Annotated in this window: 1 protein-coding gene; it reads left to right on the plus strand. The window is 66.9% G+C overall.

Features of this window, described 5'->3' with window-relative positions:
• Positions 1–19: 19 nt before the first annotated feature.
• On the plus strand, positions 20–236 hold a 217-nt coding region (locus SB773_RS34645; protein ID WP_410595081.1), incomplete at its 3' end, for a hypothetical protein.

Raw genomic sequence — 236 nt, forward strand, 5'->3', positions numbered from 1 at the left:
GGAACACGTCGAGCGCATCATGACCCAGGTCGCGATCAACTACCGCCCCGCGGTCGCTGCGCTCCCCGCCGGAGGTACTGATGTCACCGGCCTCTACCGGCTTCTCGGCGAGGTACAGTCGCTCCGCGAAGATATGCGTCTCGAGGCAGTCGTGCTGACGGACGGCCTCACCAACCAGGGCGTCGCTATCGACCACGCCCTGAGCGCGGAAGACGCAATGGCGCTGGCCGACAGCG

This window comes from Bacillus sp. SIMBA_074, from assembly GCF_046534555.1.
Classification (GTDB): domain Bacteria; phylum Bacillota; class Bacilli; order Bacillales; family Bacillaceae_G; genus Bacillus_A; species Bacillus_A mycoides.